This window comes from Bacteroides sp. RTP21281st1_H5_RTP21281_210402, from assembly GCF_040918965.1.
Taxonomy (GTDB): Bacteria; Bacteroidota; Bacteroidia; order Bacteroidales; family Bacteroidaceae; genus Bacteroides; species Bacteroides congonensis.
The window spans coordinates 1-26,334 of sequence record NZ_JBCOWR010000005.1; the positions used below are offsets into that span (position 1 = coordinate 1).

General features: G+C 43.1%; 16 protein-coding genes. 13 read left to right on the forward strand and 3 right to left on the reverse strand.

Annotated elements, in window-relative coordinates:
• Positions 1-330 precede the first annotated feature (330 nt).
• The 11 genes from AB5443_RS08870 to AB5443_RS08920 all read left to right on the forward strand — a co-directional run bounded on the left by AB5443_RS08870 (position 331) and on the right by AB5443_RS08920 (position 22,225).
• Complete coding sequence (locus AB5443_RS08870; RefSeq protein ID WP_022136748.1) at positions 331-3,660, forward strand: TonB-dependent receptor; 3,330 nt, start codon at positions 331-333, stop codon at positions 3,658-3,660.
• A 16-nt stretch (positions 3,661-3,676) separates the two neighbouring features.
• Complete coding sequence (locus AB5443_RS08875; protein ID WP_022136749.1) at positions 3,677-5,482, forward strand: RagB/SusD family nutrient uptake outer membrane protein; 1,806 nt, start codon at positions 3,677-3,679, stop codon at positions 5,480-5,482.
• 34 nt (positions 5,483-5,516) lie between these two features.
• On the forward strand, positions 5,517-7,448 hold the full coding sequence (locus AB5443_RS08880) for a DUF5006 domain-containing protein (protein ID WP_277135514.1): 1,932 nt from the start codon (positions 5,517-5,519) through the stop codon (positions 7,446-7,448).
• A gap of 37 nt (positions 7,449-7,485) precedes the next feature.
• Positions 7,486-8,823, forward strand: coding sequence for a PL29 family lyase N-terminal domain-containing protein (locus AB5443_RS08885; RefSeq protein ID WP_368114520.1), 1,338 nt, complete (start codon positions 7,486-7,488; stop codon positions 8,821-8,823).
• A 230-nt stretch (positions 8,824-9,053) separates the two neighbouring features.
• Positions 9,054-10,637 carry a sulfatase gene (locus AB5443_RS08890; protein ID WP_368114519.1) on the forward strand — a complete coding sequence of 528 codons (1,584 nt, stop codon included), beginning with the start codon at positions 9,054-9,056 and terminating at the stop codon, positions 10,635-10,637.
• 18 nt (positions 10,638-10,655) lie between these two features.
• Positions 10,656-12,980 carry a family 20 glycosylhydrolase gene (locus tag AB5443_RS08895; RefSeq protein ID WP_368114518.1) on the forward strand — a complete coding sequence of 775 codons (2,325 nt, stop codon included), beginning with the start codon at positions 10,656-10,658 and terminating at the stop codon, positions 12,978-12,980.
• Between the two features lie 70 nt (positions 12,981-13,050).
• Positions 13,051-16,131, forward strand: coding sequence for a glycoside hydrolase family 2 TIM barrel-domain containing protein (locus AB5443_RS08900; RefSeq protein ID WP_368114517.1), 3,081 nt, complete (start codon positions 13,051-13,053; stop codon positions 16,129-16,131).
• A 147-nt stretch (positions 16,132-16,278) separates the two neighbouring features.
• Positions 16,279-18,096: an alpha-L-fucosidase gene (locus AB5443_RS08905; RefSeq protein WP_368114516.1), complete on the forward strand. Its 1,818-nt coding sequence runs from the start codon at positions 16,279-16,281 to the stop codon at positions 18,094-18,096.
• A 138-nt stretch (positions 18,097-18,234) separates the two neighbouring features.
• The gene (locus AB5443_RS08910) at positions 18,235-19,410 is read left to right on the forward strand and encodes a mechanosensitive ion channel family protein (RefSeq protein WP_044653838.1); all 1,176 of its coding nucleotides are present in this window, start codon (positions 18,235-18,237) and stop codon (positions 19,408-19,410) included.
• A 107-nt stretch (positions 19,411-19,517) separates the two neighbouring features.
• The gene (locus AB5443_RS08915) at positions 19,518-21,128 is read left to right on the forward strand and encodes an ATP-binding protein (protein ID WP_044653839.1); all 1,611 of its coding nucleotides are present in this window, start codon (positions 19,518-19,520) and stop codon (positions 21,126-21,128) included.
• Between the two features lie 47 nt (positions 21,129-21,175).
• Positions 21,176-22,225, forward strand: coding sequence for a hypothetical protein (locus AB5443_RS08920; RefSeq protein WP_368114515.1), 1,050 nt, complete (start codon positions 21,176-21,178; stop codon positions 22,223-22,225).
• 55 nt (positions 22,226-22,280) lie between these two features.
• Here the strand turns inward: AB5443_RS08920 and AB5443_RS08925 are convergent, their stop codons facing one another.
• Positions 22,281-23,429, reverse strand: a complete 1,149-nt coding sequence (locus tag AB5443_RS08925; RefSeq protein WP_368114514.1) for an endonuclease/exonuclease/phosphatase family protein — start codon at positions 23,427-23,429, stop codon at positions 22,281-22,283.
• The gene (locus AB5443_RS08930) at positions 23,410-24,870 is read right to left on the reverse strand and encodes an aminoacyl-histidine dipeptidase (RefSeq protein WP_044653842.1); all 1,461 of its coding nucleotides are present in this window, start codon (positions 24,868-24,870) and stop codon (positions 23,410-23,412) included. Before AB5443_RS08930 ends, AB5443_RS08925 begins: the two co-directional genes overlap by 20 nt.
• Positions 24,871-25,004: 134 nt before the next feature.
• On the opposite strand from AB5443_RS08930, the gene AB5443_RS08935 reads away from it, so the two are divergent.
• Together AB5443_RS08935 and AB5443_RS08940 are read left to right on the forward strand one after the other, a co-directional pair.
• Positions 25,005-25,238 (forward strand): hypothetical protein, encoded by a 234-nt coding sequence (locus tag AB5443_RS08935; protein ID WP_022136759.1) that lies wholly within the window; start codon positions 25,005-25,007, stop codon positions 25,236-25,238.
• A 27-nt stretch (positions 25,239-25,265) separates the two neighbouring features.
• Complete coding sequence (locus AB5443_RS08940) at positions 25,266-25,868, forward strand: OmpH family outer membrane protein (RefSeq protein WP_022136760.1); 603 nt, start codon at positions 25,266-25,268, stop codon at positions 25,866-25,868.
• Positions 25,869-25,989: 121 nt separating this feature from the next.
• Here the strand turns inward: AB5443_RS08940 and AB5443_RS08945 are convergent, their stop codons facing one another.
• Positions 25,990-26,331, reverse strand: coding sequence for a hypothetical protein (locus AB5443_RS08945; RefSeq protein ID WP_044653843.1), 342 nt, complete (start codon positions 26,329-26,331; stop codon positions 25,990-25,992).
• Positions 26,332-26,334 lie beyond the last annotated feature (3 nt).

Sequence of the window (26,334 nt, forward strand, 5' to 3'; positions counted from 1 at the left end):
AAGCAGCATAGCCAAAAGAAAATATAGCAGAACTGTAAAATATAAAAGAGGTTGCGCCAACGTTTTGACACAACCTCGTTTTCTTTTTTTGATTCGAAAGATGTTCAAAGATGTCTGTTATCTTTGTATTAGCCGATGAAATGGACGATTTTAGACAAATTTGGATATAAATTAGCGATTTTGGAACATTCTATTTTTGTACCATTCCTATTTTTGTAGCCGAAAGAGTTATTTAGTGGGGAAGCCTGATATACTTTTTCAGACTTAGAATGTTTTGAGATTTATTTTTGTTAGCTAATAAATAAAATCTTTATTATTAAATGTAATATTATGAAAGAAAAGAAGCTTATGAAAAAACAGAGCTGCTTTGTTGTTCTTCTTCTGCTCCTCTTATTATTTCCTTCAGGAGCATTTGCACAGCAACAGATGATTAAAGGACAAGTAGTGGACGATAAGGGGGAAACCGTTATCGGTGCTACTGTTATGGTAAAGGGAGGACAAGAAGGTGCAATAACCGACATTGACGGAAATTTTTCTGTAAAAGGTAAAGTCGGCAGTACATTGACCATTTCTTATGTGGGTTTTACTCCTCTTGAAGTGAAAATTACGAAACTGGAAGGTAACCGTTTTGTTCTGAAAGAAGATTCAAAAGTACTTGATGAAGTTGTCGTAGTAGGTATGGGTAAACAGAAGCGTAACACAATTACGGCTGCTGTGGCTACGGTGAAATCTGATGCAATTGTTAATCGTCCGGTAACTGACGTGACCAGTGCGTTGCAAGGTAATGTGGCTGGTTTGAACTTTGCGTCAGATGCGGCAGCAGATGGTGTCGGTGGTGAAACAGGTGCTGAAATCAAGTTCAATATTCGCGGTGTCGGTTCTATCAATGGTGGTGAACCTTATGTATTGGTAGACGGTGTGGAACAGAGTATGCAAAATGTGAATCCAGCCGATATTGAAACAATCAGTGTTTTGAAAGATGCCTCCGCATCGGCAGTTTATGGTGCCCGTGCTGCTTATGGTGTGGTGTTAGTTACTACCAAAAGCGGACGAAAAGAAAAGACGCGCGTCACTTATCGTGGAACAGTTGGTTTCAGTTCTCCTATCAATATGCCGCAAATGATGAATTCATTGGAATATGCGAACTACTGCAATCAACGAGATGTGAATATGGGACGTACTGCTCAGATTTCCAATGCTACTATTGAAAAGATTAAAGGATTTATGGCTAACCCGTATTCCGCAGAGTTTCCCGGTATCGGACCGAATCAGGCGGGTGATGGTTGGGCGGCATCCGATAATGTCCAGTATGGTAATACGGATTGGTTTGATTATTATTTCAAAGATCGTGCTATCCGTCATTCGCATAACTTGAGTGTACAGGGTGGTGGAGAAAAGGCCACTTACTATGTAGGCTTGGGATATACTTATCAGGAAGGTTTGATGGATCAGGTGCAGGATGATCTGAAAAAGTATAATATCAATACGAAGTTTTCGATAACAGCGACTGACTGGTTAAAATTCCATTTCAACAATAACGCAACAGTGAATATCATCAATCGTCCAATGGCCAATCAAACAATTTTTTATGGTACGATTGCGAATACGGCTCCGACCCGTGTCACTCACTTACCTGTGGAACAGGCTGAATTTTCGACACCAACTTGGAATGAACAGCTTTATCTGAATAAGTCGAACTACAATCAGAATCGTGTTTCGGATGCATTGTCTTTCTCCGCTATTATCACTCCGCTGAAGGGATGGGATATTATGGGGGAGATGAAAGCTCGTCTCGATGTCGAAAATAATAGTTTTAAACTAAAAAAGAGTCATCATGCATTGCCTAACGGACAGATAATAGAAACTTCAGGAAACCGTCAGGGATATCAGTATCCGGGTATGAGATGGCAGAACACACGTTTCGGATCATTGACACGAGGAAGTGCATTTAATTATTACCTGTCTCCAAGTGTCTCTAGTACCTACATGAATCAATGGGGTGAGCATGATTTCAAAGTGATGGCAGGTTATCAGATGGAACTTCAGGAAAACTCCAGTGAATATATGTATAAGGATGGAATGTTGAGTGAAGATACATACTCATTCGACAATGCTGACGGAACCATTTATGCAGGAGAAGCGCGTACCCACTGGGCTACCATGGGGTTCTATACTCGTATGAACTGGAATTATCAGAATACGTATTTTCTGGAACTTAGTGGACGTTATGACGGTTCATCACGTTTCGCACCGGGACATCGTTGGGGATTCTTCCCCTCTTTCTCTGCAGGTTATGATATTGCCCGCACTAACTATTTTATGAACTTGAATATGCCTGTATCACAGTTGAAAGTACGTGTTTCTTACGGACGTTTGGGAAATCAGAATGGTGCCGGATTATATGATTACTTGGGAATGATGACTCTTGATCCGAATAATGTGAATGCGTGGTTGCTGCCGGGTGGTGATGGGATTTCTAAAGGTACTATCTCGCTGACTCCGAAAATGATTAGCCCATATATAACATGGGAAAAAGTAGACACTGCTAACTTTGGTTTGGATTTAATGTTATTGAAAGACCGTTTGTCTGTAACGTTTGATGTTTACCAACGTACAACTAAGGATATGATCGGTCCGGCAGAAGCTATTCCGGCTGTCAGTGGTATTATTCCGGATGACCGTGCAAAAATTAATAATGCGACTTTGCGTAATCGTGGTTGGGAACTTTCAGTTAACTGGCAGGACAAACTAAAATGTGGTTTCAGTTATGGAATAGGATTTAATTTATTCAATTACAAGGCTGTTATTACAAAGTACAACAACCCCGAAGGTATTATTTACAATAACCACACAGGTTTGGAACGCAACAAAGGTTATTACGAAGGAATGGACATCGGTGAAATTTGGGGATTTGTGGCGGATGACCTGTTTATGACAAATCAGGAGATTGATTCATATCTGAATAGTAAAGATCTGTCTTTCTTCAAGAATGATAATTTATGGCAGGTAGGTGATTTGAAATATTTGGATACGAATCGTGACGGTAAGGTGGATCCCGGAAAAGGAACCTTGGAGGATCATGGTGATTTGAAGGTAATCGGTAATGCCACTCCGAAATATTCGTTTGGTATTAATCTGAATTTGGGATATAAAGGGTTCTCGGTTTCTACTTTGTTCCAGGGAGTAGCTAAACGTGATTTTGCTTTGGCCGGAAGTACTTATCTTTTTGGTGGAAAGAACTTCTTCAAAGAACATCTTGATTATTTCAGCCCGTCAAATCCGGATGGATATCTTCCTCGTTTGACAGATCCGAAGACAGTAGATTATAATACAAATATCGGTTATAATACAACCCGTTATTTAGTTAATGCTGCTTATATGCGTATGAAAAACCTGACAGTGTCTTATACATTCGACAAGAAACTTCTGAAAGCCATGCGACTGGAAAATTTGAGAGTATATTTCACGTGCGACAATCTGTTTACTATTACTAAGTTGCCTAAAGCTTTTGATCCCGAAACGCTGAATCAGGTGAATACTTGGGCTGGTGGTAGTAATGCAACTGCACCGGGGCTAACTTCCGCCGCTAACGAAAACGGTAACGGTAAAGTATATCCGATGAACAGAAATTTTGTATTTGGTCTTGATTTCACCTTTTAATAAATAACAAAGAAGTATGAAACGATTTTATTTATATATAATATTGATGGCAGGTTTTGGAACATTCGTTTCTTCTTGTTCCGATTTCTTGGACCGTGAGCCGTTGACTGCTCCGAACAACGAATCGTTCTTGTCGGGTGAAGCGCAGGTAAGGGGATACATCAATGGTCTTTATACAGCTCTTCCGTCGTTGGCAAAGTTCGGCATGGGAGTGCGTGGAGAAGAAAAGAACAGCGACAATATCCTTTCCGAGATTTACAATAAGCGGCTGAATGGCGAGGAAACGTTGTTTTCCAGTAGTGAAAGTTGGGAACTTGGCTATAAGAACTTGCGTAATGTAAACTATTTCTTTCACTATTATTTGGTGCCCGAAAACATGGAAACTGAAGAAGTGAAGTCATTGAAAGGTGAAGCTTATTTTTTGAGGGCTTATTGGCATTTCGTTCAGTTGAAAAAGTTCGGTAATATACCTGTAATGGATGGCTTTTGGGATGAGCATGCTACAATAGCCGGTTTGCAGATACCACAAAAAGATCGTGGAGAAGTAGCCAGGTTTATTTTGGAAGACTTGGATAGGGCAGAGAAGCTATTATTCGATAGAAGTAAGTACAGTGGGTTGCGTATTTGCAAAGAGGCAGCTATGTTACTTGCTATGCAAGTTGCGCTATACGAAGGTTCATGGGAGAAATATCACAAGAATGATGAATTCGCGGCTGCCACCGATCAATCGGCCTATTTCTTTGGAGAAGTAATGAGATGGGGAGATATGCTTTTTGAGCAGGGGATAAAATTAAATTCTAAAGAAACGAGTAGTAGCATAATTAGTCCGGGAGATGCCTATGGACGCCTGTTTAATCAGAAAGATTATTCAGATGTTCCTGAAGTATTGTTTTGGAGAAAATACTCGATAGCTGACGGGGTCTTTCATGCATTACCCGGATTATTAGGTGGGGGAGTTGTCGATCAGGATGGGCCTGCCGGTATAGCAGGAGAATTGGTGAATACCTATTTGTATGCAGATGGAACGCCCGTTGATCCGAATGATAGTAAGTTTAAAGATTTTAATGAGACTTTCAAGAATAGAGATTTGCGTCTTACTGAAACCATAATGAGTAGTGGATACAAATTCAAGTCTACTGCTAAAGGTTCTCGTCCGATGGAAGTAGGAGATGCTTCTAGTGACGATAAGGCGATTAATCCTCCTTTCCTCGTTGGTGATGGCAATGCTAAAAATGTGACAGGATACCATATCCGTTTAGGGGTGGATACTACTTATGTTTCGGGCGATTGTGAGACGGGACTTGTGATTATGCGTTATGCCGATGCATTGTTGAGCTATGCAGAAGCAGCCGAAGAATTGGGCAAGTGTGATGATAAAGTATTGAGCAAGACATTGAAGCCTTTACGTGAACGTGCCGGAGTGACTTTTGTAACGCCTGTTAAAGATCCTAATTTTACAGACTATGGTTATACGCTGACTCCCGTAATGCAGGAAATCCGTCGTGAGCGTCGTGTTGAATTGGCTTTGCAGGGCTATCGCTTGGACGACCTGATGCGTTGGGCAGCCGATAAAGTCATTGTCGGCAAACGTGGCAGAGGAGCATATTTGGGACATGATGGAATCCTGTACAAGTCATTTGCTGAAGATAAAAAAGAAGCATTGGCAAAAGTACTGGTAGATGGTAACGGATGGATGGATCCTCTGCAAGAATTGATACCTGGTGGTTACCAGTTCAATCCTAAGAGAGATTATCTGCTACCTATTCCACCGAGTGAACTGGAATTGAACAAGCAGATGAAGCAGAATCCGGGTTGGAAATAATAAGATGTAACAGACTCTATAAAAGACATAGTATATGAAAAAGATTTTGGAATGGACATATTTGTGGATGCTGCCCTTACTAGTAGTAGTGAGTATGTCGGGATGTTCTGACGATGATAATGTAAGCCCGTTGGCAGAACCTGTACCTTTGAAAATGACACTGAACAGTACAGATTTGGTAATGGGAGAAGTGTTGGAAATTACTTTTGACGTGACAGGTACGGAAGAAGGGAGAAAAGCAATGAACGAGGATCTGAATATCAGGCTGAGCGCTACTACGGACAAAGGGGCGGTGGATCAGTTAGTATTTGATGATTTTCCTTCAGTAGTAACTTTAAATAAAGGTGAATCAACTAAAAAGGTTCAGATACCTGTAAAGAAAGAAGGACTCAACAAGGAACGTTCCGTTGAAATTTCAGCTTTTGCACGTGGATATAGAATGGCAGGTGCTTTGCAGATTGTAACAGTAAGTGATTATCATTACTCTAAAGTATCCTTGAAAAACAATGCTGATAACACGGTAAAGGAAGGGCAGACTTTTGTATTGGTAGCTTCTGTCAATACAACATTGAAGGATGACCTGACTATTACTATTATACCTAAAGCCGGAGAAGAAGAACGTTACGAGAACCTGCCTTCAGAACTGGTTATTCCTGCCGGGGCGAATTCGATTGAAAGTGAACCGGTTACCATGAAGAAGGATGTGAATACCACTGAAGATGAAGAACTCACATTAGATCTTGCCACTGTCCCTGTCATGAGCCGTTATCCTTTGCAGGCAACGAAGTTGACTATAATGAAGATTGATATTCATAAGAATATGGGTAGTGAAGTAAGGGATGAACGCTGGCTATATGAGGATGCCGACCAATTATTTGTTTCTCCGAAAAATGAATCTGCTATTAAGACTTGGGGACAGACTAACTATATAGTAATGAAAGAAGGTGACCCTCATCCGAATAGTGGTAAGGTACTTCCAGAAGGTAAGTGGAAATTCTTCCGCGCATACGAGTTCCATAAGATTTCCGGTTGTGTAATGTCAAAGGTAAGTAATGATGGAGAATATACTAGTGATGTACATCCGGTTGGACTTGCTGATCAGAATACAGGTGCGGTAGAAACTCAAGGTGCTGTGGATAATGTAAAATTCTCTTGGGTAACAGATGAAGGGTATTTGCGGATGATCTCATTAAAAGATAAAGCAAAATCTTCAAATACAGGTAATACTTTTGAATTTGGAACCTCTGCCTTTTATTCTTGTAAATTTCAAAGAGGTAATCCTAATAGTCCTACTTGGCCTGCGGCTAATGTCCGTATTTATCCGGGAATGCGTATTGAAACCCGCGCCCGTATTCGTGGTGCTGATTATAGTGGTATGTTACCGGGAATTTGGTTGCAAGGCAACGAACAAGTTGGTGGTAATGGTCAGTGGAATGGATGGCCGGATTTTGGAGAAATAGATGTAATGGAGAATAATACCAAGCATCCTACTCCATCTTATCGAACAGGTGTGGAACAAACCTTTCATTTAGGAGACGTTACACCTAATACCGGAACAAGTAAAATATCTCCTACTGTTGCTGTAACCGATATTGCTGGAACAATTGGCGATTTCCATATTTATTGGGTAGAATGGGTGGATAATCAGACAGTTCGTATGGGAGTAAATGGAAAACAAACTATCGAACTTACGCAAGCGGATGCAGAACGTCAAGGTGCACGTTGGCCGTTTACTGATCAAGTGAATAGCGAAGGGTTGTATTACATTTTAACTATGATGTTCTTACATAAAGCTAAACCCGATTATCCATCTATGGAAATGAGTTATTTGACAGCTAGAAATATGTTAAAAAACAATCCAAATGCATTAATTCCCCGTATGGAGATAGACTGGGTACGTTTCTATATTGATGACACATACTCAGATCATGGAATGCCTTGGAGAAGTGATGTAATCCTTTATTGATAAATAGAATAATAAACCTTTTTAATTAGATAATAATATGAAACTAAGAACGATTTTATGTGCAGTATTTACGGCCACTTTATTAGGTAGTTGCAGTTATGATGATGGCGAATTATGGGATGCGGTAAACGGCCAGGAGGAAAGAATTTCTGCTTTGGAGAAATGGCAGAAAACAGTTGTTGAACAATTAAACTCTTTACAAGGGATACTTACTGCTACTGATTATATAACAGATGTAGAGAAGGTGACAAAAGATGGAAAAGAAGGATATAAAATCTCTTTCCTTCATGCAGCCCCTATTACATTGTATTATAATGTCGATAATGAGGTTAGCGGTACTGGTGAAAATGTTATTGGTGTGGCACAGGAAGAAGGTACTGGCAAATGGCATTGGACTTTAGACGGTGAAGCTTTGACTGTGGCTGGTAAGACTGTGTATGTTAATGGTGGAGATGATATCAAGGTGGAAGTAAATGCAGATGGTTCTACAAAACTGACTATTGGCGATAATGAGGTGACAGTACCCGGACCTATAACTCATCCTGTAACGGGAGTAAGTGACAAAGATAATGTAGTAACTATTGCATTGAATGGCGGTACAACAGTAGATTTACCAAAATATCTGAATCTGAGTAAGCTTTTGTTGGATGAATATAAGAAGGAGACTGCTGGAGAACAAACGTATGAACTGAATCTTCCGGAAGGTTATATTATAAAATTGTTAGATGTAGTTCCTGCTGATTGGATTATAGAAGTTAATAATTCTGCGCTAAGGGTTGTATATCCAAATTCTGGAGATGCAGTTGTAACTTTTTTAATTTCTGATGGAAAAACTCAGACCGTGATGAAAACGGTTACATTCAAGGCGGCAGCAGATCCGGGAAGTACGTGGATTACTATTGAATATAGTGGTGCGCTCATTGAAATACCTAGTGGAGCTGTGAGTGTAAAAGTGACGACAGCTTCAACTATTACTACACCGGCACTCAGAGATAATATTTGTAAGCCTCTGAAAGAAACAAAGAGTGTAGTGAATATTGATTTATCGGGCGTGTCCCTTGCTACGGCTTTTCCTGCTAATGCATTTTATATGAGTACTCCTAGTGTTCCGGAAACAGATTATAATACTTCGATAGAAAATATTATTCTTCCCGAAGGTAACTATCCAAATATATTTGGTGCTGCATTTAAGAATTGTAGTGTTTTGAAAAGTGTGACTATTAATACAACATCTACTATACCGGGACAATATTCTTCCGAATGGTTTGTTGGTTGTGGTGCCTTGGAATCGATCTTTGTACCGGCAGATAAAGTCGAAACTTATAAATCGACTTGGGATCCTAGTTTGACGAACTTTGTCAAAGCGATTGAATGAGTATCTTTATTTGATTTATGGATTTGAAATGATTGAATGTCGGGAGTTATGTCTTTAATATATACATTATACTTCCGGCATTCTTTTAAATCTTTGTGGCGGAATACAGCTTATTTTTTAATGAGTTATGCAGAAATGGAGATTTTTGGAAATTAATTGGTAATTTGTGGAAGCCGATTTTGCCTTCCGTTCCTTATCTTTGCTGCTACTATCTAATATAAAATTGTTTTATGGAAAAACTGCAATCAAACTTATTCTTTCCTTTGGCAGGAGTAGCTGCCGTAGCTTCCCTTGCTTCCTGTTCAAACAAGCAAAAGCCTGCGGAGCAGAAACCTTTGAATATCGTCTACATTATGACAGACGATCACACGGCTCAAATGATGAGCTGTTACGACACACGCTACATGGAAACACCGAACCTCGACCGCATTGCTGCCGACGGTGTACGTTTTACTCAGAGTTTTGTAGCGAATTCTTTAAGCGGTCCCAGCCGCGCCTGCATGATAACAGGAAAACATAGCTGTGCCAATAAATTCTATGATAATACCACCTGCGTATTCGACAGTTCGCAACAAACTTTCCCGAAGCTGTTGCAGAGAATTGGTTATCAGACAGCGCTGGTGGGCAAATGGCATCTCGAGAGCTTGCCTTCCGGTTTTGATTACTGGCAGATTGTCCCTGGACAAGGCGACTACTACAATCCGGATTTCATCACACAGGACAATGACACTATCCAAAAACATGGATACATCACGAACCTTATCACCGATGATGCTATCGACTGGATAGAAAATAAACGCAATCCGGAGAAACCGTTCTGCCTTTTGATTCACCACAAGGCAATTCACCGTAACTGGCTGGCGGATACTTGCAATCTGGCTTTGTACGAAGATAAAACCTTCCCGCTTCCGGACAATTTCTTTGACGATTACGAAGGACGTCCTGCCGCTGCCGCACAAGAGATGAGTATCGTAAAGGACATGGACATGATTTATGACCTCAAAATGCTTCGTCCCGATAAAAAGTCCCGTCTGAAATCCTTATATGAGAAATATATCGGTCGCATGGACGAAGCGCAACGTGCCGCATGGGACAAATTCTACACCCCGATAATAGACGATTTCTATAAACAGAACCTGCAAGGCAAGGAACTGGCCAACTGGAAATTCCAGCGTTACATGCGCGACTATATGAAGACCGTGAAATCACTGGACGACAATGTAGGCCGTGTACTTGACTACCTGAAAGAGAAGGGATTACTTGATAACACGCTCGTTGTCTACACTTCCGACCAAGGATTCTACATGGGCGAACACGGTTGGTTCGACAAACGCTTCATGTACGAAGAATCCATGCGCACTCCGCTTATCATGCGTCTACCGAAAGGATTCGACCGCAGGGGAGACATCACCGAAATGGTACAGAACATCGACTATGCGCCTACTTTCCTCGAACTGGCGGGAGCAGAAATACCTTCCGATATTCAAGGTGTATCCCTTGTCCCTTTGTTGAAAGGCGAACAGCCGGAAGACTGGCGGAAAGCCCTCTACTATCATTTCTACGAATATCCTGCGGAACACATGGTAAAACGCCATTACGGTGTACGTACAGACCGCTATAAACTGATTCATTTCTATAATGACATCAACTGGTGGGAACTCTACGACCTGCAGGCAGACCCGTCGGAAATGCACAACCTCTACGGGCAGCCTGAATACGAACCGGTAGTGAAAGAACTGAAAGAAGAAATGCTGAAACTTCAGGAGCAATACAATGACCCTGTCCGCTTCTCACCGGAGAGAGACAAGGAATAATACCAATGTACATACACCATGAAAAAATACATCTTAATCATTCTCATACTGCTTTCGCCACTGACAGCGTTACTACAGGCAGATAACTTAACATCCCCTTTGATTTCGATAGTTCCACGCCCGACACAGATTGTGCCGGGTGGTGGCAACTTTACCTTTTCTGCCCGAACGGTGTTTGCGGTGGAAAATCAGGAACAAGCCGTGATTGTCCGCAATTTTATCGACCTGTTTACCCGTGCCGCCGGAATAACCCCCGCACTGAATGTCGGTAGCAAAGAAGGGCAAGTCCGTTTCGTGACCGATTCTTCTTTAAAAACCGAAGCGTATCTGTTGGAGATTGTACCGGAACAGATACTCATTAAGGCTTCGGATACAAAGGGATTTTTCTATGCCCTGCAATCTATCCGCCAACTTCTTCCTGCCGCCATAGAATCGGAACAACCGATGCGGAATGTCGCTTGGAACGTTCCTGCAATGACCATTCAGGATGAACCCCGTTTCGGTTTCCGCGGATTACTGTTGGATCCTGTACGTTGTTTTATCCCCAAAGAGAACGTTCTGCGAATCATCGACTGCATGGCGATGCTGAAGATAAACAAACTTCATTTTCATCTGACGGACGATAACGGCTGGCGGATTGAAATAAAGAAATATCCCCGTTTGACGGAAGTAGGGGCGTGGAGAGTGGATCATACCGATGTACCTTTCCACTCACGTCGCAATCCGGAACGGGGAGAACCCACTCCGATAGGCGGTTTCTACACACAGGAAGAGATCCGGGAAATTGTGGCCTATGCCGCCGACAGACAGATTGAAGTAATTCCGGAAATAGATGTACCGGCACACAGCAACTCTGCTTTGGCCGCCTATCCCCAATTTGCCTGTCCGGTTGTGAAAGACTTTATCGGTGTACTTCCCGGACTGGGAGGACGTAATGCCGAGATAATCTATTGTGCGGGAAACGATAGCGTATTTACCTTCCTGCAAGATGTTTTTGACGAAATTCTGACGCTTTTCCCTTCCCGCTATATTCACGTAGGTGGAGATGAAGCCCGGAAGACGAACTGGGAGAAGTGCCCGCTTTGCCAGAAACGGATGAAAAAGCAGCATTTGGCGGATGAAGAAGACTTGCAGGGGTACTTCATGAAGCGAATCAGTGATTATCTGCGTAAGAAAGGTCGTGAAGTGATTGGCTGGGATGAGTTGACAAACAGTTCTTTTCTTCCCGAAGAGTCCATTATCCTCGGTTGGCAGGGCATGGGAACGGCTGCTCTGAAAGCTGCCGAAAAAGGACATCGTTTTATCATGACTCCTGCACGTATCATGTACCTGATCCGTTATCAGGGACCGCAATGGTTTGAACCGGTCACTTATTTCGGCAACAATACCCTGAAAGATGTCTTTGATTACGAACCTGTACAGAAGGACTGGAAACCGGAATATGAATCGTTGCTGATGGGCATACAGGCTTGTATGTGGACAGAGTTCTGCAATAAGCCGGAAGACGTGGATTATCTCTTGTTCCCCCGTTTGGCAGCTTTGGCGGAAGTGGCATGGACGCCCGCAGGTACGAAAGACTGGTCCGGATTCTTGAAACGGATGGACGCATACAACGCGCATATTGCGGAAAAAGGAATTGTCTATGCCCGTTCAATGTATAACATACAGCAGACAGTGACACCGGTGGACGGACATTTGGAGGTGAATCTGGAATGTCTCCGTCCGGACGTGGAAATTCACTATACACTGAACGGCAGTGATCCGGCTATGTCTTCTCATCGTTACGACGGTCCTATCCGTGTGACGAAGACGCAAATGGTGAAAGCCGCTACCTTTATGAACGGCAAGCAAATGGGAGAAACCTTGGAACTGCAACTTACATGGAACAAAGCTACGGCAAAACCCTTGCTTGGCAATAGGAAGAACGAAATGTTATTAGTCAATGGATTGAGGGGGAGCCTGAAATATACTGATTTTGAATGGTGTAACTGGAACCGGAATGATTCCATATCTTTCACGATAGATTTGCTGGGTAAGGAGAAATTGAATAAATTTGCCATTGGCTGCATTACGAATTATGGAATGGGAGCGCACAAACCGAAAATGATTCGTGTGGAAGTTTCAGATGACAACAAGACATACTGTGCCGTAGGGGAACTGAATTTCTCTTTGGAAGAAATATATAAGGAAGGAACTTTCAGGAATGACTACTCGATGGATATGGGCGGAGTATCTGCCCGTTATGTCCGGGTGACGGCGAAAGGAGCGGGGATATGCCCCGACAGTCACGTCCGCCCCGGTCAGGAAGCGAGGGTTTATTTTGATGAGGTGATTATAGAATAGTAATCAAGTTGTTAAGAACGACAATTAAGTGCTTTTGCAAAACAATCTTATATAAACTAATTATGATGACATGCTTATGAATATTAGCTTTAAGAAACAAACTTTTTTACTTCTATTGGCAGGACTGACTGCTACTCTGGCCTCTGCGCAGAAGCAACCGTTGCCCGAATGGCAAAGCCAGTATGCGGTAGGACTGAACAAACTTGCCCCTCATACCTACGTATGGCCTTACGCCGATGCTTCCGATATTGAAAAGACGGGCGGATACGAGCAGTCTCCATTTTATATGAGCCTGAACGGAAAGTGGAAATTCCATTGGGTGAAGAATCCCGATAACCGTCCGAAAAACTTCTATCAGCCTTCCTATTATACCGGTGGTTGGGCGGACATCAACGTTCCCGGCAACTGGGAACGTCAGGGTTATGGCACAGCTATCTATGTCAACGAGACATATGAATTTGACGACAAAATGTTCAACTTCAAAAAGAATCCGCCGCTGGTTCCTCATGCGGAGAATGAAGTCGGTTCCTATCGTCGCACATTCAAAGTGCCTGCTGATTGGAAAGGCCGTCGTGTAGTACTTTGCTGCGAAGGTGTAATCTCTTTCTATTATGTATGGGTGAACGGGAAACTGCTCGGATACAATCAAGGTTCGAAAACAAATGCCGAATGGGATATTACCGATGTATTGAACGACGGAGAGAATGTAGTGGCTTTGGAAGTGTACCGCTGGAGTTCGGGCGCATATCTGGAATGTCAGGATATGTGGCGCTTGAGCGGTATCGAACGGGATGTTTACTTATATAGTACTCCCAAACAGTACATTGCCGACTATAAACTGAACGCTTCTTTAGATAAGGAAAAATACAAGGATGGTATCTTCGGATTGGAAGTAACTGTGGAAGGCCCTTCCGCTACCGCCAGTTCCATTGCATACACATTGAAAGACGATTCGGGTAAAGCTGTCTTGCAGGATGCTGTTCAGATTAAATCCCGTGGATTGAGCAACTTTATCGCATTTGATGAAAAGAAGATTCCGAACGTGAAAGCTTGGAACGCAGAACATCCTAATCTTTATACATTGCTACTCGAACTGAAAGACGCCCAAGGTAACGTCACCGAACTGACCGGATGCGAAGTCGGTTTCCGCACTTCGGAGATCAAGGACGGACGTTTCTGCATCAACGGCGTTCCGGTACTGGTAAAGGGAACCAACCGCCACGAACACTCACAACTCGGACGTACAGTAAGCAAGGAACTTATGGAACTGGACATCAAACTGATGAAACAGCATAACATCAACCTTGTCCGAAACTCGCATTATCCCACCCATCCTTACTGGTATCAGCTTTGCGACCGCTATGGGCTGTACATGATTGACGAAGCAAACATCGAATCTCACGGCATGGGTTACGGCCCCGCTTCCCTTGCCAAAGACAGCACTTGGCTGACAGCCCACATGGATCGTACGCACCGTATGTACGAACGTTCCAAGAATCATCCGGCGATTGTTATCTGGTCGCTTGGAAACGAAGCCGGAAACGGTATCAACTTCGAACGTACCTACGACTGGTTGAAATCAGTAGAAAAGACCCGCCCCGTACAGTACGAACGTGCCGAACTGAATTACAATACAGATATTTACTGCCGTATGTACCGCAGTGTGGATGAAATAAAGGCGTATGTAGCGAAGAAAGACATTTACCGTCCTTTCATCCTTTGTGAATACCTGCATGCAATGGGCAACAGTTGCGGCGGACTGAAAGAATACTGGGACGTCTTCGAAAACGAACCGATGGCGCAAGGTGGTAGCGTGTGGGACTGGGTAGACCAGTCATTCCGCGAAATAGACAAGAACGGAAAATGGTACTGGACTTATGGCGGTGACTACGGGCCGGAAGGGATACCGAGTTTCGGTAACTTCTGCTGTAACGGCTTGGTCGGTGCCGACCGTGAGCCGCATCCGCATCTGCTTGAAGTGAAGAAAGTTTATCAGAACATCAAGACTACGTTGCTTGACCGGCGGAACATGAAACTTCGTATCAAAAACTGGTACGATTTCTCCAACCTGAATGAATATATATTCCATTGGAATGTAACGACAGATAGTGGAGAAAGACTGGCAGAAGGTACAAATGTATTGGATTGTGAGCCACACGGCACAATAGACATACAGTTGGGCAATGTGCTCCTTTCGAAGAAGGAGCGGGAAGCTTATCTGAATATTAGTTGGACGCGTAAGGAAGATTCTCCGATGATAGCCAAAGACTGGGAAGTGGCTTATGACCAGTTTATACTTCCTGGATATAAGAACTCCACGGCTCATCGTCCTCAAAAAGCAGGTGAGACTACCTTTACCGTTGATAAACAAACGGGAGCCTTGGCTTCTTTAAGTCTGGATGGCAGAGAGCTGCTTTCTACCCCAGTGACATTGAGCCTTTTCCGTCCGGCTACAGATAATGATAACCGTGACAAGAACGGCGCGCGTCTGTGGCGCAAAGCGGGGCTGGATAATATAACCCAAAAAGTCGTTTCACTGAAAGAAGGCAAGAACTCGACAACTGCCCGTGTAGAAGTTCTCAATGCGAAAGGACAGAAAGTTGGTACGGCTGACTTTATCTACGCACTGGACAAGAACGGTGCATTGAAAGTGAACACTACTTTTGAACCGGATACTGCAATCGTGAAATCAATGGCTCGCTTGGGATTAACCTTCCGCGTAGCTGACACTTACGACCAAGTTTCCTATTTGGGACGTGGCGACAATGAAACATATGCCGACCGTGACCAATCCGGCAGAATCGGACTGTACCGGACAACTCCCGAACGTATGTTCCACTATTATGTCGTTCCCCAGTCTACGGGCAACCGTACTGATGTACGTTGGGCGAAGTTCACGAATCACTCCGGTGAAGGTATCTTTGTTGAATCAAACCGTACTTTCCAGTTTAGTATGATTCCTTTCTCGGATGTATTATTGGAAAAAGCACGGCATATCAATGACCTGGAGCGTGATGGAATGTACACAGTACATCTCGACGCAGAGCAGGCAGGTGTGGGAACTGCTACCTGCGGTCCCGGTGTGTTGCCGCAATATTTGGTTCCAGTGAAGAAACAGGGCTTTGAATTTACCCTTTATCCGATAAAATGAGTTTAGAAACGATAGGTTATTAGATTATATAATTGGGGTGTGGGTTTCACGGTTTCTTTGAATATTGTCAGAAATATTCTGTTGGAGTAGTGAAATTCACATCTTTATGTTATCTTTGTGCTATCAGCATTAATTAAATATTATATCATGAACAAACTACTGACCGCCTTCTTATTATCCTCTGCCATAACATTAAGTGTACAGGCTCAAAAGAAAGAAAACTATTATGTGAAGCATCTTGAATTTCCTCAAAATGCCACTCTCGAACAGAAAGTAGATATGGCTGCGCGCCTTGTACCCACTCCTCAACAATATGCCTGGCAGCAAATGGAACTGACGGCTTTTCTCCATTTCGGTATCAATACCTTTACCGGACGCGAATGGGGGGATGGAAAAGAAGACCCCGCACTTTTCAACCCTTCGGAACTGGATGCCGGACAATGGGTACGCAGCCTTAAAGAAGCCGGTTTTAAAATGGTACTTCTGACAGCGAAACACCACGACGGTTTTTGTCTTTGGCCGACAGCTACTACAAAGCATTCTGTCGCTTCCTCTCCTTGGAAAAATGGAAAAGGAGATGTTGTGAAAGAACTTCGGGAAGCTTGTGATAAATATGGGATGAAGTTTGGTGTTTATCTCTCACCGTGGGACAGGAATGCGGAATGTTATGGAGACTCTCCCCGTTACAATGAGTTTTTTATCCGCCAGTTGACGGAGCTGCTTACCAATTATGGTGAAGTGCACGAAGTCTGGTTCGACGGAGCGAATGGGGAAGGGCCGAATGGAAAGAAACAAGTATATGACTGGGACGCTTTCTATAAAACCATCCAACGTTTGCAACCGAAAGCGGTAATGGCGATTATGGGTGACGATGTCCGTTGGGTAGGAAACGAAAAAGGACTGGGGCGCGAAACGGAATGGAATGCAACGGTGCTGACTCCGGGAATTTATGCCCGCTCGACAGAAAATAACAAACGCCTGGGTGTATTCAGCAAAGCGGAAGATTTAGGAAGCCGCAAAATGTTGGAGAAAGCTACCGAACTGTTTTGGTATCCTTCGGAAGTGGATGTGTCTATCCGTCCGGGATGGTTCTATCATGCGGAAGAAGATGCGAAAGTGAAGTCCCTGAAACATCTGTCGGATATTTATTTCCAGTCGGTAGGATATAACTCCGTGCTTTTATTGAATATACCGCCCGACCGCAAAGGCTTGATTCATGAAGCGGACGTGAACCGTCTGAAAGAATTTGCAGCTTACCGTCAACAGATATTTGCCGACAATCGGGTGAAGAAAGGAAGAAACTACTGGAATGCCACTTTGGGTAGTGAAGCCGTTTATTCTTTGAAACCGGGCTCGGAAATTAACTTAGTGATGCTTCAGGAAGATATCACAAAAGGACAGAGAGTGGAGTCTTTCGTTGTAGAAGCTTTGACTGATAATGGCTGGAAAGAAGTAGGCAAGGGTACGACAATCGGATATAAACGTATGCTACGTTTCCCGACAGTGAAAGCCAGTCGGCTACGGGTAAAGATTGACGAATGTCGTCTGACTGCTCATATCAACCAAGTGGCTGCTTATTATGCAGCTCCTTTGCAGGAAGTGGTTCAGGGTGAAGATTGGAATAATCTGCCTCGTGCAGGCTGGAAAAAAGTCGCTGATTCTCCATTGACGATTGACTTGGGCAAATCGGTGACATTAGCCAGCTTTACTTATGCTCCTTCGAAAGCGGAAGCAAAACCGACAATGGCATTCCGTTATAAATTCTTTGTGAGCATGGACGGAAAGGACTGGAAGGAAGTTTCTGCCAATGGCGAGTTCAGCAATATCATGCACAACCCGTTGCCGCAGACCGTCGCTTTCGGCCAGAAAGTACAGGCGCGTTATATTAAGTTGGAAGCTACTACACCTACGGCAACAACCGCAAAAGTGGAAATGAATGAAATAGGAGTGACGGTTGCTCCTTAATAGAGTTGCCATCGTTGAAAGATATGCTTAGAGAGTAGCAGTGAAGACTGGCGGTCTTGATTTCTTGTGAATCAGCCGCCGGTCTTTTTTTCTAAACCAAATGAATCTTTTGCTGTTATTAATAAAAAAACAGAAGTTATGCTCGTAGTAGATTTAGGAAAATGGATGAACAAAATCCTGATAGATTGGGGGATAGACCCGACAGTTGCCGACCGTTTTGATGAGACTATTATTGCTATTCTGATGATAGCAATTGCCATCGGTCTAAATTATCTCTGCCAGGCGATTCTCATAGGCGGGATGAGGCAGTACACCCGTCGGAAACCACATCAGTGGAATACGTTGCTGATGAAACGTAAAGTGTTTCATAACCTGATTCATACGATTCCGGCTTTCCTTGTCTATTATTTGTTGCCGATAGCTTTTGTTCGTGGTAAAGATTTGTTGCTTATTTCCCAGAAGGCTTGTGCCATTTATATCATTTTTTCTCTGTTGTTGGCTGTTAATGGAATTCTATTGATGATAATGGATATCTACGATGGGAAGGAGTCGATGAAGAACCGCCCGATGAAAGGGTTCATTCAAGTGTTGCAGGTTCTTCTGTTTTTTATCGGCGGAATCATTATCATTGCCATTATCGTGAATAAATCCCCAGCCAGTTTGTTTGCGGGATTAGGTGCTTCGGCTGCCATCCTGATGCTGGTATTCAAGGATTCCATACTAGGATTTGTGGCGGGTATCCAGCTTTCCGCCAATGATATGGTTCGTCCGGGCGACTGGATTACGCTTCCTTCCGGTGCTGCCAATGGCACAGTGCAGGAGATTACTCTGAATACAGTCAAGATTCAGAATTTCGATAATACGATTTCTACTGTTCCCCCTTATACCTTGGTCAGCAGTCCTTTTCAGAACTGGCGGGGAATGGTGCAATCAGGAGGACGAAGGGTAATGAAGAATATAACCCTGGACTTGACTACACTCCAATTCTGTACGCCCGAAATGCTTGACCGCTACCGGAAGGAAATTCCTTTAATGGCGGATTATCAGCCTGAAGAAGGCGTAGTACCTACTAATTCCCAAGTTTACAGAGTATATATTGAACGCTATCTATGCAGCCTGCCTGTGGTGAATCAGGATTTGGACTTGATTATCAGCCAAAAAGAAGCCACGATGTATGGAGTCCCTATTCAAGTTTACTTCTTCTCCCGAAACAAAGTGTGGAAAGAATACGAACGCATCCAGTCGGACATCTTCGACCATTTGCTGGCAATGGTTCCTAAGTTTGATTTGAAGGTTTATCAGTATTCGGACTAAATGTTGAGTAGTAGTTCGAAATTCGTTTGATAATATCCGAATTTGTTTGCATTTATGTCCGCTTTCGCGTATCTTCGTCTATTGATTTATAAAAAGCCGATAAAAAGATGAAATACCCTATTGGAATACAGAGCTTTGACCGCATTCGTAAAGACGGTTTCGTGTACATAGACAAGACTGCCTTGGTTTACAATCTTGTACAAATGGGTTCAATTTATTTCTTGAGTCGTCCCCGTCGTTTTGGGAAGAGCCTGTTGGTGAGTACACTTGCTTGTTATTTTCAAGGACGGAAAGAGCTTTTTGACGGATTGGCAATCGCCGACCTTGAAAAAGACTGGTTACAATATCCTATTTTCCGCATAGACTTTAACGGTGGGCCATATACCCAGCCGGGAGTGCTCGAAGCAACCATCGAAGGGTATTTGGGCAATTGGGAAGATATCTATGGTAAGAATCTGAACTATACTACCACAAGTGACCGATTCAAGGAATTACTGCGTCGTGCCTATGAACAGACAGGACAGCGTGCCGTTGTATTGATTGATGAATATGATAAACCTATTCTCGATGTGTTGGATACCGGAACTTACACCTGCAATCATGTAGGAGAGAAACTACTGCTCGAAGACCATCACAGGGAAATTCTGAAATCTTTTTATTCCACTTTTAAGGGAGCTGACGAATATCTGAAATTCGTACTGTTGACGGGAGTTACGAAATTCTCGCAAGTAAGTGTGTTCAGCGGTTTCAACCAACCAAAAGACATTAGCATGGATGAACGCTATGAATCACTATGCGGAATTACTCAGGAAGAATTGGAGAAATATTTCGAAGAACCTATATCGCGGTTGGCAACTAAATATGAATGTACGGTGGAAGAAATGAGGGATTGGTTGAAACGACAGTATGATGGCTATCATTTCAGTACGAATATGGCAGACATTTATAACCCGTTCAGCTTACTCAATACTTTTGATATGAATGAAATCCGCGACTACTGGTTTGCTACCGGTACTCCGACCTATCTGGTGCGTTTGCTACAACACAGCCGTGAACAGATGAATGAATTAACAGGAAAATTTTACGATCCGACCATGTTTGTGGATTATAAGGCAGATGTAGAACAACCCCTACCTATGATTTTTCAAAGTGGATACCTTACTATCAAGGAATATAATAAAAGAATGGGAACTTATCTGCTCGACTTCCCGAATAATGAGGTACGAAAAGGATTCTTGTCTGTATTAGCAGCCAACTATATGAAACCGAAGAGTAAGGAAGTGACGAGTTGGATAACAGATGCCGTAATGGATCTTGAACAGGGGGATACAAATGCGTTCCGCCGTTCGCTCACCTCTTTTTTGGCAAGTATTCCCTATGACTCACACGGTTCGTTGAAAGATATAGATATTACAGAAAAGCATTTTCAATACACTTTTTATCTATTGCTTCGACTGATAGGTGTATATTGCACTGCTATCCATTGTGAAGACCGCCAAAGTTACGGACGGGTGGACTGTACGCTGGAAATGGAAGATTACGTCTATATCTTTGAATTCAAAATGGACGGAACGGCACAGGAAGCTTTGGAACAAATAGAGAAGACCGGCTACGCCAAGCCTTATCTGGCAGACAAGCGAAAGGTGGTTTGTATCGGAGTGAACTTCTCATCCGTCACACGGACAGTAGAAGACTGGGAGGAAATTTCCATCGCATGACAAAAGTTGAATTATGAACTTCATAGAAAAATACAAAATGATAAAATATGATATTAAATGACTCTATGCTTTCAGTAGCTTTTCGCTACAGAGAAACGAATTTGTGGAAGGAACTCACAGATTCTGATGTTTTTGCGGTTCGTCTTTCTACAGGTGAGATAGGTTACTGCTGTGTTATGGGTAATGCGGGCGAGCATAATGCTCTCGCCCTATATATCGGGGATTCCGGCTTTTCTACTTATCTGAAAACAATTGAGATGGGAGATTTGGATGTTATGGCTGCCCATGAAGTAATAGTGACTTTTAATTGCATCAATTGTGACTTTGCGAATGCCAGCGGTATCATGTCTCATAGTAAAGAAATCATCAAGGCTTATGCTGAATCACATGGGTTGAAGATTCGTCGTTCCAATGGATGGCCTGATTTTGTTCGCTATAGCCCTTACAAAATGCCGTGGGGTATCACAAGCGAACAGGATGCGCAAGCGATAACCGAGGCTTTATCAGCTTCGCTTGATGTGTCGAAGATGATGAAGACCCATAGTTTTGGAGAGTTGGGTTTTGATGTGTCAGGTAAATATCCAACTCTGGAGGGAGGAAAGACAGTGCCGTATCTTGTTCCACAGTCTGATGGGACTTACGAATGGAGTTTAACGAAGTTGCCGGCTTTCTGCCAAGACGTTTATCCTATGCCGATTTTTGACAATGACGTTCTGGTGCGTAAAGTAAAAGGCTTAAGAAAATTGGATATACTTCAATGTCGTCTCGTCCATCTTCCCGTTTCCGTTCAATCGGAAACAAATGAAGTTCCTTATTTTCCTACTATTCTGTTGTGTGTTGATGAAAATAGTGAAATGCTACTTCCTGTAACTGGAACGGAGGAATTTGGACAGAAACCGGAAAATATGTTGACTGAATTTGCTAATATCCTGTGTTCTGCCAATGTATATCCCGCTAAAATTGTCGTCACCGATGAGCAGACAAAAAGATTACTTGATGATTTTTGTAGGAAATGTGCTATTGCTATAGAACAGAAGTTTCATTTGCAAGAGTTGGACGACGCTTGCTCTTTTCTTTTGTCTTATATGTTGGAGTGATTTATGTATATGGGATATCAGAAAATGTCCTAATTTAAATTATTTTTAGTTCCAGTTAATATAAAATCAGTTCGAAATCAGTGTAAATAGGCAAATGGTCGCTGATGCCGCCTTGATACTTCATCCCCTTATAAGTGCGGAAAGGCTCTCTACCACCGTATTTCTTATCCTCAATTAGTAAAAAGGGGAGCAGGCAGACATTTGCTTTTTCCTCACTGGTGAAGAACTTACCGGATTGATTCAACAAAGCACCGGATACAATCAAGTGGTCGAGCAATCCCCATTCGCCTCGATATTTATAAGAACCGAAATCTTTGGATTTGGCTTTTCGAGCGAGTAGATGATAGAGTTTCAATGGAGATAAGGTAGGGGATGGTGCTTCCGCTTCCAGTACTTCCTGAATAGATTTATTAGTCGGATAGTCATTAAAATCTCCCATGATGATAACTTGTGGATGAAGCCGTTTGTACAGAATACTATCCGCTTCCGTTCGTAGAATTTGAGCAGCATGAAGCCGGTAAGGTTCGGACTCTTTCGCTCCGCCCGAACGACTTGGGAGATGACAGACAAATACATCCAGCGTATCTCCTGTCAGTAATAAACCGCTGATGTGCAATAAATCTCTTGTCGGACGATGTTGGTTGAAAGGAGGAATGGAGATAGAACGGGAAGATAATAATTTGAATAAATCCCGTTGATAAAGCAGAGCTACGTCAATACCTCTTAAATCGGGAGAGCTCGTCATGACATAACGGTAACCAAGTTCTTTTAAAGGAGAGCGGCGGGTGAGGTCACGCAGTACCGTATCATTTTCTACTTCACAAAGACCTACGAGGACGGGCGGATTCCATTCACCGACTGCCGTGATGACACGTGCAATATCAGCCAGCTTCTTTTTGTATCTACTGTAATTCCAGTGGCGCATTGCGTCAGGAAGAAATTCGCGGTCATTCTTCAGGCTGTCGTGATGAGTGTCGAACAGGTTTTCTATATTCCAGCTTACGATGCGAAAAGGGACTTTTTCTTGGGAGAGAGAATCTTGCTTGTAATGAAGATCTTGTGCTATAATATAAGAAGGAGTAAGAAAGCTGATGCCCAATAAGCCCATAACAAAAAAGAGTATGGTAATAGCTACTCTTTTTTCGCTATTACCATAACTCTTGATTCGTTGACTTGTCTGTCTGTTATTTCTTGGCAGGAACATGTACCAGAATATCCAGTAAGTGCTTCCAGAACTTATCTACAGTAGGAATGAGCATCCGTTCATCGGGAGAGTGTACACCAGTCAGGGTCGGGCCGAAAGAAATCATATCCAATGCCGGATATTTATCAAGGAACAAGCCGCATTCCAGTCCTGCATGGATAGCTTTCACTTTGGCGTCCACACCGAATAAACGCTTGTAAGATTCGGCAGCCACTTCGAGGATAGCCGAATGTGGATTCGGTTTCCATCCCGGATAACCTTCACCAAAGGTTACATCCGCTCCTGCCAACCGGAATACGGCACGTACGGTATTCGCCATATCATTGCGGGCAGACAAAATGGAACTGCGCTGGCTGGTTTCGATGCGGATAACATTCTCCGGTTTCATTTTCACGGATGCAAGGTTTGTAGACGTTTCCACCAGTCCCGGAATATCCTGACTCATAGCATATACACCATGAGGAGCGGCATACAGAGCCTTCAGCAGACGGTCGGTTGTATTCTGGTCGACAGCAGTCTTGCGGGGAGTTTCCGATTCAAGAACCAGTTTCAAGTCCGGTTCTACGACGGACAATTCATCTTCCATTTCACTGGCAAAGATATTCAGCTCGGTACGAATATCGTGTTTCGCGTCTTCGGGCACTGCGCAGACAGCATACGCTTCACGAGGGATGGCGTTACGTAGATTACCGCCGTTGATTTCACAAAGATACAAGTCATGATTATCAGCTATACGGGTGAGGAAACGATTCAGAATCTTGTTCGCGTTCCCCCGTCCCAAGTGGATATCACCACCGGAGTGACCGCCTTTCAATCCTTTCACTTCCACCTTGAAGAAGAAATATCCGGCAGGAACCTCTATCTCCTTATAGGTAAACTGTGCCACGGAATCAATGCCACCAGCACATCCGATAAAGATTTCCCCTTCGTCCTCAGAATCGAGGTTCAGGAGAATATCACCGCTCATGAAACCCTCTTTCAAGGCAAAAGCACCCGTCAGTCCCGTTTCCTCATCCACGGTAAACAGACATTCCAACGGGCCGTGCTCGATGCTGTCATCAGCAAGAATCGCCAGCTCGGTAGCCACACCGATACCGTTGTCCGCTCCGAGAGTCGTTCCTTTGGCTTTCAGCCATTCTCCGTCTATTTCAGTTTCGATGGGGTCGGTGAGGAAGTCGTGTTGAACATCGTTGTTCTTTTCGCATACCATGTCGATATGCGATTGCAGTACGACGGTTTGCAGATTCTCTTTACCCGGAGTAGCAGGCTTTTTAATCAGTACGTTGCCGGCTTCGTCCACCTTGGTTTCAAGATTATGTTTAGCTCCGAATGCCTTCAGATAGGCAATCATTTTCTCTTCCTTCTTTGAAGGGCGCGGCACTTGGCAGATTTCTTCGAAATACTTGAATACGCCAGCCGGCTTTAAGTCTTTTTTTTCCATGCTATTTTCTTTTTATAATAAGGAATAGAAGGGTGGTTTTGTCCGCTTCTATTGCTAAATATGGTTAATTTGATTGACTTATCTGAACTCATATCTCATTAAAGCCTATCTTTGCACTCACAAAATTAATAGAAATGGTTGAGACTATACTGATAACTTTGTTAATAGTTGCTATTTCCCTGGCATTATTAGGGGTGAAAGTATTCTTTACGAAGGGTGGGAAGTTCCCTAATGGTCACGTGAGCGGAAACAAAACGTTGCGTAAGAAAGGTATCGGATGTGTGCAGTCCCAGGATAGGGAAGCACAAAAGAAACCACGTTTTTCTATTGATGAGTTGGAAAAAGCCTTGAACGATAGTATGAATTAAATTATTTAAAAACAATACTTATAGATTATGAATAGAATGAACTACCTCATGAATGGTTTGGCTGCTCTTGCGTTTATCGTTTTATTTTCACAATGTGCCGGCAAAGCTGATAATCAAACTACTACTGCTCCGTCTCAGTCTAACGCCGAATTGTCAGGAATGAAAATCGCCTATGTTGAAATTGATTCGCTGCTTGCTAAATACAACTTCTGTATTGACTTGAATGAGGCAATGGTAAAGAAGAGCGAAAACGTACGCATGACGTTGAACCAAAAGGCTAACGCTCTGAATAAGGAAAAACAAGACTTCCAGAAGAAAGTTGAGAATAACGCGTTCTTGTCACAAGACAGAGCTCAGCAGGAATACAACCGTCTGGTGAAGTTGGAACAAGACCTGCAGGAATTGAGCAACAAACTTCAGAATGGTCTGATGGAAGAAAATAACAAGAATAGCTTGCAGTTCCGCGATTCTATCAATGCTTTCCTGAAGGAGTATAACAAGACTCACGGATATAGCTTAATCTTCAGCAACACAGGTTTCGATAATCTGCTTTATGCTGACAGCACATTCAACATTACAAAAGAAATTGTAGACGGGTTGAATGCAAGATATTCTCCGGTAAAGAAATAAAATTTGTAAATAATAATAATTGATATGTTCCGTGCTTTGTGAGAAAGGACGGAACATGAATTTTAAAATTTTGTTTGTGTTGGTGCCTGTTCAAGACTGTGAAGCTATGAGCGGGCTTTTTTTATGCCCTTTCCTTTTCTTCTTCCTGCGGGATACGGAAGGCGGTATAAAGTTCGAGTATGGCGGCAATGGTAAGACAGGCAATCCACTCATTGCCACGTGTAGTGAACATGAAAGCCCCGGTCAGTATGAGGGCTAATGCTCCGAATATCTGCTGGACGCGCAGGCGTTTCAGTGTTTTGCTTTTCCCTTTGACGGGTGTGTTCACCTGTGCCAATGCGATGAATCCGGCTCCGATAGTGTAGATATAGGGAGCATATATCCATCCGGTGATAAATACAGCAGCTCCGGCAAGAGCCATGGCAGCTCCGACGACGAAAAGGGCGGGTACTAATTGTTTCATTCT

What these genes read in the sequence shown, in the direction of transcription:
- AB5443_RS08930 (WP_044653842.1), bottom strand. Translation starts at nt 24,870, where the DNA reads ATGGAAAAAAAAGACTTAAAGCCGGCTGGCGTATTCAAGTATTTCGAA.
- AB5443_RS08940 (WP_022136760.1), top strand. Translation starts at nt 25,266, where the DNA reads ATGAATAGAATGAACTACCTCATGAATGGTTTGGCTGCTCTTGCGTTT.
- AB5443_RS08905 (WP_368114516.1), top strand. Translation starts at nt 16,279, where the DNA reads ATGAACAAACTACTGACCGCCTTCTTATTATCCTCTGCCATAACATTA.
- AB5443_RS08875 (WP_022136749.1), top strand. Translation starts at nt 3,677, where the DNA reads ATGAAACGATTTTATTTATATATAATATTGATGGCAGGTTTTGGAACA.
- AB5443_RS08880 (WP_277135514.1), top strand. Translation starts at nt 5,517, where the DNA reads ATGAAAAAGATTTTGGAATGGACATATTTGTGGATGCTGCCCTTACTA.
- AB5443_RS08885 (WP_368114520.1), top strand. Translation starts at nt 7,486, where the DNA reads ATGAAACTAAGAACGATTTTATGTGCAGTATTTACGGCCACTTTATTA.
- AB5443_RS08910 (WP_044653838.1), top strand. Translation starts at nt 18,235, where the DNA reads ATGCTCGTAGTAGATTTAGGAAAATGGATGAACAAAATCCTGATAGAT.
- AB5443_RS08920 (WP_368114515.1), top strand. Translation starts at nt 21,176, where the DNA reads ATGATATTAAATGACTCTATGCTTTCAGTAGCTTTTCGCTACAGAGAA.
- AB5443_RS08935 (WP_022136759.1), top strand. Translation starts at nt 25,005, where the DNA reads ATGGTTGAGACTATACTGATAACTTTGTTAATAGTTGCTATTTCCCTG.
- AB5443_RS08915 (WP_044653839.1), top strand. Translation starts at nt 19,518, where the DNA reads ATGAAATACCCTATTGGAATACAGAGCTTTGACCGCATTCGTAAAGAC.
- AB5443_RS08900 (WP_368114517.1), top strand. Translation starts at nt 13,051, where the DNA reads ATGCTTATGAATATTAGCTTTAAGAAACAAACTTTTTTACTTCTATTG.
- AB5443_RS08890 (WP_368114519.1), top strand. Translation starts at nt 9,054, where the DNA reads ATGGAAAAACTGCAATCAAACTTATTCTTTCCTTTGGCAGGAGTAGCT.
- AB5443_RS08945 (WP_044653843.1), bottom strand. Translation starts at nt 26,331, where the DNA reads ATGAAACAATTAGTACCCGCCCTTTTCGTCGTCGGAGCTGCCATGGCT.
- AB5443_RS08870 (WP_022136748.1), top strand. Translation starts at nt 331, where the DNA reads ATGAAAGAAAAGAAGCTTATGAAAAAACAGAGCTGCTTTGTTGTTCTT.
- AB5443_RS08895 (WP_368114518.1), top strand. Translation starts at nt 10,656, where the DNA reads ATGAAAAAATACATCTTAATCATTCTCATACTGCTTTCGCCACTGACA.
- AB5443_RS08925 (WP_368114514.1), bottom strand. Translation starts at nt 23,429, where the DNA reads ATGTTCCTGCCAAGAAATAACAGACAGACAAGTCAACGAATCAAGAGT.